Annotated in this window: 5 protein-coding genes and 5 tRNA genes; 8 read left to right on the top strand and 2 right to left on the bottom strand. The window is 72.1% G+C overall.

Annotated features, from left to right (window positions below; genetic code table 11):
* Nucleotides 1-3,404 (bottom strand): nitrate- and nitrite sensing domain-containing protein (locus MCM47_RS36875; protein WP_238951379.1); only part of this gene is annotated, 3,404 nt, incomplete at its 3' end.
* 629 nt (nt 3,405-4,033) lie between these two features.
* Here MCM47_RS36875 and MCM47_RS36870 point away from each other — a divergent pair.
* The 8 genes from MCM47_RS36870 to MCM47_RS36835 all read left to right on the top strand — a co-directional run bounded on the left by MCM47_RS36870 (nt 4,034) and on the right by MCM47_RS36835 (nt 7,781).
* Nucleotides 4,034-4,258 (top strand): hypothetical protein, encoded by a 225-nt coding sequence (locus MCM47_RS36870; protein ID WP_238951378.1) that lies wholly within the window; start codon nt 4,034-4,036, stop codon nt 4,256-4,258.
* Between the two features lie 485 nt (nt 4,259-4,743).
* Nucleotides 4,744-5,544 carry a fumarylacetoacetate hydrolase family protein gene (locus MCM47_RS36865; RefSeq protein ID WP_238951377.1) on the top strand — a complete coding sequence of 267 codons (801 nt, stop codon included), beginning with the start codon at nt 4,744-4,746 and terminating at the stop codon, nt 5,542-5,544.
* Complete coding sequence (gene gltX / locus MCM47_RS36860) at nt 5,537-7,036, top strand: glutamate--tRNA ligase (protein ID WP_238951376.1); 1,500 nt, start codon at nt 5,537-5,539, stop codon at nt 7,034-7,036. The genes MCM47_RS36865 and gltX overlap by 8 nt, the downstream gene beginning before the upstream one ends.
* Before the next feature lie 214 nt (nt 7,037-7,250).
* Nucleotides 7,251-7,322: transfer RNA gene (locus MCM47_RS36855), tRNA-Gln, on the top strand.
* A 50-nt stretch (nt 7,323-7,372) separates the two neighbouring features.
* A tRNA-Glu gene (locus tag MCM47_RS36850) sits at nt 7,373-7,445 on the top strand.
* A 27-nt stretch (nt 7,446-7,472) separates the two neighbouring features.
* Nucleotides 7,473-7,545 (top strand) — tRNA-Glu (locus tag MCM47_RS36845).
* 26 nt (nt 7,546-7,571) lie between these two features.
* A tRNA-Glu gene (locus MCM47_RS36840) sits at nt 7,572-7,647 on the top strand.
* A 59-nt stretch (nt 7,648-7,706) separates the two neighbouring features.
* Nucleotides 7,707-7,781, top strand: a tRNA-Gln gene (locus MCM47_RS36835).
* Nucleotides 7,782-7,885: 104 nt separating this feature from the next.
* Here the strand turns inward: MCM47_RS36835 and MCM47_RS36830 are convergent.
* The coding region (locus MCM47_RS36830; RefSeq protein WP_305068071.1) for an IclR family transcriptional regulator at nt 7,886-8,316 on the bottom strand (431 nt) is incomplete at its 5' end.

Here is an 8,316-nt window from a genome sequence, read left to right as displayed (position 1 = left end):
TCCTCGGGCGCCCGGGACACCTGCGGACCGGTCATCGGCGAAGCCTCGGCGGTGCCGGAGACCAGGTTGGCCTGCGGCGTCCGCCGCGGGAGGCCGGACATGGTGACCCCGCTGGTCGAGGGCTCGCGGACCTGCTCGGCCCGGCGCCAGCGCTCGTCGTTGGCGGACGGGCGCCAGGGGGCCTCGCCGGCCGGGCCCTGCGGGGCCTGGGGGTGCTGGGCCTGCGGGGCCGGCTGGTCCTGGAAGCCCGGCGCGGTGGTCCCCGGCCGGCGCGGCTGGTACTGCTGGCCGAGGCCCTGCGCGGCCTCGGCCGGCAGGCCCGGCTGCGGCTGGGGCCGGGTCTGCTCCGGAGACTCGAAGCCCGGGGCGCCGCCCTGCGAGGGACCGATCGGCAGCGCCATCGGCTCCTGGCGGACCGGCTCCGGACGGACCGGGTTCGGCACGTCCGGCAGCACCGGCTCGACCAGGCCGAGGCCCAGCGGGTCACGCGGGTCGATCTCACTGGCCTCGAAGCGCGGCCGGGCGAACTGCGCGGTGCTCTCCATCGCGGACTCGGCCGCCGGCAGCGGCTGGGGCTGGGCCTGCTGGGCGGGGAGCTGCGGCGGCTGGGCCTGCTGCGGCTGCTGCTGCGGCTGGGCGTGCTGAGCCTGCTGGGCCGGCAGCTGCTGGGGGCGCCCCTGCTGCTGCGGGCCCGGGCGCTGCGGCCGGCGCGGACCCTGCGGGCCCTGGCCGCCGGGGCCCTGCGGGGCCTGGCCGGGACGGCCACGCTGCGGCAGGCCGTCCTGCGGGCGGTTGCCCGGGCGGGCGGCGCCCTGCGGCGCACCCGGACGACCCGACTGGTCGGCCCAGCCGTGCTGGGGCTGCTCGCCGGTCCGGGGGCCCGGACCGGGCTGCTGCTGACCGCGGCGGGGCAGGCCGCCGGGCGCACCCGGCGCGCCGGGGCCGCCCTGCGGCGGGCCCTGACGGCCCGGGGTGCGCTGCGGCAGGCCGCCCTGCTGGTTCGGCTGCTGGTTCTGCTGGGGGCCCTGCTGCTGGGGGGCCTGCTGCTGGGGGGCCCGGCCCGGCGGGGCCATCGGGGTGTCGCGCAGCGCCTTGCCGACCTGTCGGGTCGGCAGACCGCCGTTGCGGCCGCCCCGGCCCGCGCCCGGACCGCCCGGCGCACCGGGACCGCCCTGGCCGAGCTGCGGACGGCCCTGCGGGGCGCCGCCCGCCGGGCCCTGGCCGAGCGCGGCCGGGTTGCCGCCCGGGCCGCCGGGCATCTGGCGCTGCTGGCGCGGCGTCGGGGCGACCCCGCGCTGCTGCTTGGCCTGCGCCGGGCCGGGGCGGCCGGGGGCGCGGCGGTCGGCGGAGTTGGTGACGTCCACCGGGAGCATGACCAGCGCGGTGGTGCCGCCGGAGTCGCTGGGACGCAGCTGGATCCGGATGCCGTGGCGGAGCGAGAGGCGACCGACCACGAAGAGGCCCATGCGGCGGGAGACGGAGACGTCCACCGTCGGCGGGTTGGCGAGGCGCTCGTTGATGTCGGCGAGGTCGTCGGGGCTGAGGCCGATACCGGTGTCGTGGATCTCGACCAGCACCCGGCCGTCCGGCAGGGCGTGGCCGGTGACCCGGACGCGGGTCTGCGGGCTGGAGAACGAGGTCGCGTTCTCCAGCAGCTCGGCGAGCAGGTGCACGAGGTCGTTGACGACGCGGCCGGCGACCTCGGCCGACGGCACCGCGGCGAGCTCGATGCGCTCGTACTGCTCCACCTCGGAGGCGGCGGCGCGGAGCACGTCGACCAGCGGGACGGGGCGGGTCCAGCGGCGGCCCGGGTCCTCACCGGCGAGGACGAGGAGGTTTTCGCCGTTGCGGCGCATGCGGGTCGCGAGGTGGTCCAGCTTGAAGAGGTTGGCCAGCTGGTCCGGGTCGGCCTCGCGGCTCTCGAGCTCGGAGATGAGCGACAGCTGGCGCTGGATGAGGCCCTGGCTGCGGCGCGACAGGTTGGTGAACATCGCGTTGATGTTGCCGCGGAGGAGGGCCTGCTCGGCGGCGAGGCGGACCGCCTCGCTGTGCACCATGTCGAAGGCGTGCGCCACGTGGCCGATCTCGTCCGTGGAGTCGACGGCCACGGGTTCGACGGTGACGTCGACGTCGTGCGGGTCGCTCTCGGAGAGCGTCTTGACCAGCTCCGGCAGTCGCCGCTCGGCGACGTCCTCGGCCGCGGCCTGGAGGCGGGTCAGCGAGCGCACCATCGAGCGGGCGATGACGGCGGCGCCACCGAGGGCGACGAGCAGCACCAGGGCGACGGCGGCACCGGTGATCAGGGCCTCGGTGTCGGCCGCGGCCTGCAGGTCCTGGGCCTTGCCGTCGAGGTCCTCGATCAGCTTCGCCTCGATCCGGCGCTCGGCCGTGATCTTGGCGGTGATCTTCTCGTACCAGTCCTTGTAGCTGACCGGCTCGGTCTGGTGGATACCGCTCTGCTGGAGGATCGAGCGCGCGTAGCGGTCGGCGTCGGCGACCACGTTGTTGTAGCTGAGCTGGCCGCGCAGGTTGTCCAGGTCGTGCGAGGTGTAGATGTTGTTGAACCCGGTGAGCGCGTTGTCGTAGGACGTGCGCAGGCGGATACCGAACGACTCGTCGCTCAGGCTCAGGTCCGGGCTCTTGGGGTTCGCGAGCGCGGCGCTGATCAGCGCGCGCTGCTGCGAGGTGACGTTCTTGGCCAGCGAGAACTGCTGGAGCGCGCGGGTGGCGCGCACCAGGTCGCGGTTGTTGGACGCGAGCGCGATGTCCTGCGAGATCGCCAGCAGGTCGCGGATGATCACGTCGTAGGCGGTGATCGTGGCCTGGATGTTCTGGTTGTTCTGGTACGGGTTGCCGCGCGCGTCGGAGATCGAGTTCAGGTCGCGGCGGATCTGGAACAGCAGCGCCTTACCGCCGGAGAGTTCGAGGTTCTCGAACTTGTCCGAGGAGGCCGTGAAGGTGCGGTTCAGATCGTCGGTGATCTTGCGGGCGTTGACGATGTCGTCGTCGAGCGGCGCGTTCGGGTCGTGGGTGATCGGTCCGGCGCTGACGTCGCGCTCGTTCTGCAGGGCGTCGGCGAGGCTGGTCGCCTTCTTGGCCAGGTCGGAGAGGTTGGCCATCTGGGCGAGCTGCTGCGAGGCCTCGAGCGAGGTCTGGATGCGCAGGCCACCGAGGACGAGCGCGACCAGCACGGGGAGGGTGAGCAGGGCGATCAGGCGGGTACGGATCCGCCAGTTGCGCATCGCCAGCCGGCTCACACCGGTGGCGCGCCGCCGGGTGAGGGTCTTGCGCAGCTTGTCCCGGGTGGACTTCCGGTCGTCCCGGTTGTCGTCGGGGCGGCCGCCCACCTCGGGCGCCGGCTCGGCCGGGCCACCGAGCGCCGCCGCCTGCTGGGGGGCTGCCACAGGCTCACGCGACTCCGGGTCACCCGCGGCGCCGCTACCCCTTTTGAAACGTCCCTGCACTGGCGTCGCAACCTCTGGACCGGGCGTCCCGCCGCGTCGCCGCGGCCTGGACGGTGTGGAGTTTCCATCCGCTCCCCGGCCGGTCCGGGAGAGCGGGTCACCGGGGTGGACTGCTCCCTACCCACGGTCCGTGGCATTCCAGCACAGCCGGGGAATCCCAACAAGGGCCGCCAGGGTGCGCGGGGTGGCGCTACCGACCGCGCGCAGGATTTCACAGACTGTGCGGTAACCGGACCGGAATACCGCCCTTTTCGGACACTCGACGCATACATGCCAAGTTGGCCCTAGATCAACAGGGTGAGCGACCCTTCCCAAATGTCCGAAATAAGAATTATGTCGGCGAAACCTGATGCGGCGACATGTCGGATATTTGAGAATTGATTTCCAATTTGTGAGCAAAATCACAGGTCAATGTGTAGCTTTGGTCACGGTGGCTGTGGAATGAGATCCGTAACCTGGCTGTCTCCGGAGCACGGCCTCGATTCAGCCTGCCCGCAATCCCCCGAACCCACTCAGGCCGGTGCCGATCCGTAGCGGTGCGCCGGTCGCGACACCGAGGTGCTGACGCGATGTCCCAGGCGAAGAAGGCCGCCACCAAGTCCACGCTGTCCTGCCGCTCGACGGCGAACCCGCGCCGGACCACGCTGGCCTCGGTCGAGGACTTCAGCAAGATCCCGGGTGCCCGCAAGCCCGAGGACGTGGTGACCTACGGCACCGAGCTGCCGTCGAGCACCGCCAACCCGCGCCGCACCAAGCTGATGGTGGCCCCGGTCGTCGCCGTCCCGCAGGACTGACCCGGCCGGCCCGCGCGGGCCGGACCCACCCTCTTCCAGGGGAGCCGTGGCCGCACCGTTCCGGTGCGGCCACGGCCAGTTGTTCGCCCGCTCGCCTCCGGGGCGCTCTGGGCCCGGTGCCGACGGTCGTCGCTCCGGCGCTCGTGCCTCGCTTGTCGCTCCTCGCTTTCGGCACCGGCGCGTCCCTTCGGCTCGGAGCGGGGTTCGCCCGCTCGCCTGCGGCCAAGCTCGGGGCGGGGTTCGCCCGCTCGCCTGCGGCCAAGCTCGGGGCGGGGTTCGCCCGCTCGCCTGTCACCGACCCCGGGTGGGGTTCGCCCGCTCGTGCCGTGTGTCGCAACCCGCGCTGAACAGGGGCAAAGCGGACGGGGAGGGGCCCGCGCGATAGCCTGGACGACGATTGACGGGGCCGCGCTCACCGAGGGCGGGGCGCCCACCAGCGCCCGGGCGCGCCCCGGGCGGCCGACGAAGCGAGGGGTAGCCCAGCCGTGCGCATTGCCAGGTTTTCCGTCCGGGAAGGGAGCCCTGCCGCCGGCAGCGTCTCCTTCGGCGTGGTCGAGGGCGATCCCGCCCAGCCCGAGTCTCTGGTCGTCCACGCGCTGGCCGGCCACCCGTTCGGTCAGCCCCAGCCGACCGGCGAGAGCTACCGCCTCCAGGACGTCCGGCTGCTCAGCCCGATGCTGCCCAACAAGATCGTGGCGGTGGGCCGCAACTACGCGGCGCACGCGGCGGAGCTCGGCAACGACGTCCCCGACGTCCCGCTGACCTTCTTCAAGCCGTCCACCGCGGTGATCGGCCCGACCGAGTCGATCGCCTACCCGCCGTTCTCCTCGGACGTCCACCACGAGGCCGAACTGGCCGTGGTGATCGGCCGGATGTGCCGCGAGGTGCCGCTGGACCGGGTGCCCGAGGTGATCCTCGGCTACACCTGCGCCAACGACGTCACCGCGCGCGACGTCCAGCAGCGCGAGGGCCAGTGGGCCCGGGCCAAGGGCTTCGACACGGCGTGCCCGCTCGGCCCGTGGATCGAGACCGACCTCGACCCGGCCGACCTCGCCGTCACCTGCACCGTCAACGGCGAGCTGCGGCAGACCGGGCGGACCTCCCTGATGATCCGCTCGGTGGCCGAGCTGATCGTCCACATCTCCGAGGCCATGACGCTGCTGCCCGGCGACGTCATCCTCACCGGCACACCCGCAGGGGTGGGCCCGCTCAACGTCGGCGACGAGGTCGCCGTCTCCATCGAAGGCATCGGCACTCTCACCAACAAGGTGATCAAGCGTGGCTAACACTGACCCGAGCGTTCGGGTTCGCTTCTGTCCGTCCCCGACCGGGAACCCGCACGTGGGCCTGGTCCGGACCGCCCTCTTCAACTGGGCCTTCGCCCGCCACAACGGCGGCACGCTGGTCTTCCGGATCGAGGACACGGACTCCGCCCGCGACTCCGAGGAGTCGTACGACCAGCTGCTCGACGCCATGCGCTGGCTCGGCTTCGACTGGGACGAGGGCCCGGAGATCGGTGGTCCGCACGCGCCGTACCGGCAGTCGCAGCGGATGGACATCTACGCCGACGTCGCGCGCCGCCTGCACGAGGCCGGCCACGCCTACCACTGCTACTGCTCCACCGAGGAGCTGGACGCCCGCCGCGAGGCCGCCCGCGCGGCCGGCAAGCCGTCCGGCTACGACGGCCACTGCCGGAACCTGACGGACGACCAGGTCGCCGTCTACAAGCTGGAGAAGCGCGAGCCGATCCTGCGCTTCCGGATGCCCGACCGCACCATCGCCTTCGACGACCTGGTGCGCGGCACGCTCACCTTCGAGCCGGAGAACGTGCCCGACTACGGCATCGTCCGCGCCAACGGCGCGCCGCTCTACACCCTGGTCAACCCGGTCGACGACGCGCTGATGGGCATCACCCACGTGCTCCGCGGCGAGGACCTGCTCTCCTCCACCCCGCGCCAGATCGCGCTCTACGCGGCGCTCGCCGAGATCGGCGTCGGCAACGGCACCACCCCGCGCTTCGGCCACCTGCCGTACGTGATGGGCGAGGGCAACAAGAAGCTCTCCAAGCGCGACCCGCAGGCCTCGCTCAACCTCTACCGCGAGCGCGGCTTCATCCCCGAGGGCCTGCTCAACTACCTGTCGCTGCTGGGCTGGTCGCTCTCCGCCGACGACGACATCTTCAGCACGGAGCAGCTGGTCGCGGCGTTCGACATCGCGGACGTGAACGCCAACCCGGCCCGCTTCGACCTGAAGAAGTGCGAGCACATCAACGCCGAGCACGTGCGCAGGCTCGCGCCGGAGGAGTTCGTCCGCCGCCTGGTGCCGTACCTGCAGGCCCCCGGCCTGCTGCCGGCCGAGCCGAGCGCCGAGCAGCTGGAGCTGCTGGCCAAGGTGGCGCCGCTCACCCAGGAGCGGATGGTCGTGCTGAGCGAGATCGTGAACATGGCCGGCTTCCTCTTCGTCGACCCGGACGACTTCGCGGTCGACCCGGACGACGCGGCCAAGGTGCTCACCGCCGACGCCCGCCCGGTGCTGGAGGCCAGCATCAAGGCGCTGGAGTCGCTGGCGGACTTCACCCCGGAGCCGATCCAGGCCGCACTGCGCGAGGCGCTGGTGGACGGCCTGGGCATCAAGCCCAAGTTCGCCTTCACGCCGCTGCGGGTGGCCGTCACCGGCCGCCGGGTCTCGCCGCCGCTGTTCGAGTCGATGGAGCTGCTCGGGCGCCCCGAGACGCTGCGCCGGCTGAGCGCCGCCCTGGCGGCCCTCCCGGCCGCCTGAGGCCCCTCCGGGGGCGGCTGCGGGCCGGGTTCCGACCTGGTCCGCAGCCGCCCCGGCCACGGCCTGGGGTTATCGATTTTGGAGCCAGGCCAGACGTCGGGTAATGTTCTTTCTGCGCCGCCCGGGAGGGAACGGACGAGGGAGCGAAACCCCCGCCGGTTCCGAACGAGAGGTCGCAACGCCTGAGCGGGGCCCGACGAGGGTTCAACTCTGGTGGGGTATGGTGTAATTGGCAGCACGAGTGATTCTGGTTCATTTAGTCTAGGTTCGAGTCCTGGTACCCCAGCGCAGTACCCCTGCAGTACGAACAGTGCGAGCAGGACAACTGAAGATCAAGCCCCCGTTGTGTAGCGGCCTAGCACGCTGCCCTCTCACGGCAGTAGCGCCGGTTCGAATCCGGTCGGGGGTACTGATCCCGCAAGGGATCACCTGGAAAGCCCCCGTTGTGTAGCGGCCTAGCACGCTGCCCTCTCACGGCAGTAGCGCCGGTTCGAATCCGGTCGGGGGTACTGATCCCGCAAGGGATCGCCAGGAAGCCCCCGTTGTGTAGCGGCCTAGCACGCTGCCCTCTCACGGCAGTAGCGCCGGTTCGAATCCGGTCGGGGGTACCAGAGCGGAAGCCGGTGGTTGTCGTCTTCTAGGAGACGCGCCCATCGGCTGAATGCTTTGTTGGGGTATGGTGTAATTGGCAGCACGAGTGATTCTGGTTCATTTAGTCTAGGTTCGAGTCCTGGTACCCCAGCCAGAGAAATGCAGGCCCCGGTGATCCGGGGCCTTTCGCATTTCCGGGTGTTTCCGCGGAAAGGGCCCGCGCACGGTGTGCGCGGGCCCTTTCGGTCGGTTCGGCGCTCAGCCGCGGCGCAGGGCCTCGGTGAGCCGGTTGGCGGCCTCGATGATGGCCTGGGCGTGCAGCCGGCCCGGGTGGCGGGTCAGGCGCTCGATCGGGCCGGAGACGGAGACGGCGGCCACCACCCGGTTGGAGGGGCCGCGCACGGGCGCGGAGACGGACGCGACGCCCGGCTCGCGCTCGCCGATGGACTGGGCCCAGCCGCGCCGCCGGACGCCGCTCAGCGCGGTGGCGGTGAAGCGGGCGCCCTGGAGTCCGCGGTGGAGCCGCTCGGGCTCCTCCCAGGCGAGCAGCACCTGGGCGGCCGAGCCCGCCTTCATCGGCAGGGTGCTGCCGACCGGGACGGTGTCCCGCAGTCCGGAGAGCCGCTCGGCGGCGGCTACGCAGATCCGCATCTCGCCCTGCCGGCGGTAGAGCTGTGCGCTCTCGCCGG

Source organism: Kitasatospora sp. A2-31 (genome assembly GCF_022288725.1).
GTDB lineage: Bacteria > Actinomycetota > Actinomycetes > Streptomycetales > Streptomycetaceae > Kitasatospora.
Note: the sequence above shows the minus strand (reverse complement) of the source record. Positions and strands in the feature narration are given on the sequence as shown.

What these genes read in the sequence shown, in the direction of transcription:
- MCM47_RS36870 (WP_238951378.1), top strand. Translation starts at nt 4,034, where the DNA reads ATGTCCCAGGCGAAGAAGGCCGCCACCAAGTCCACGCTGTCCTGCCGC.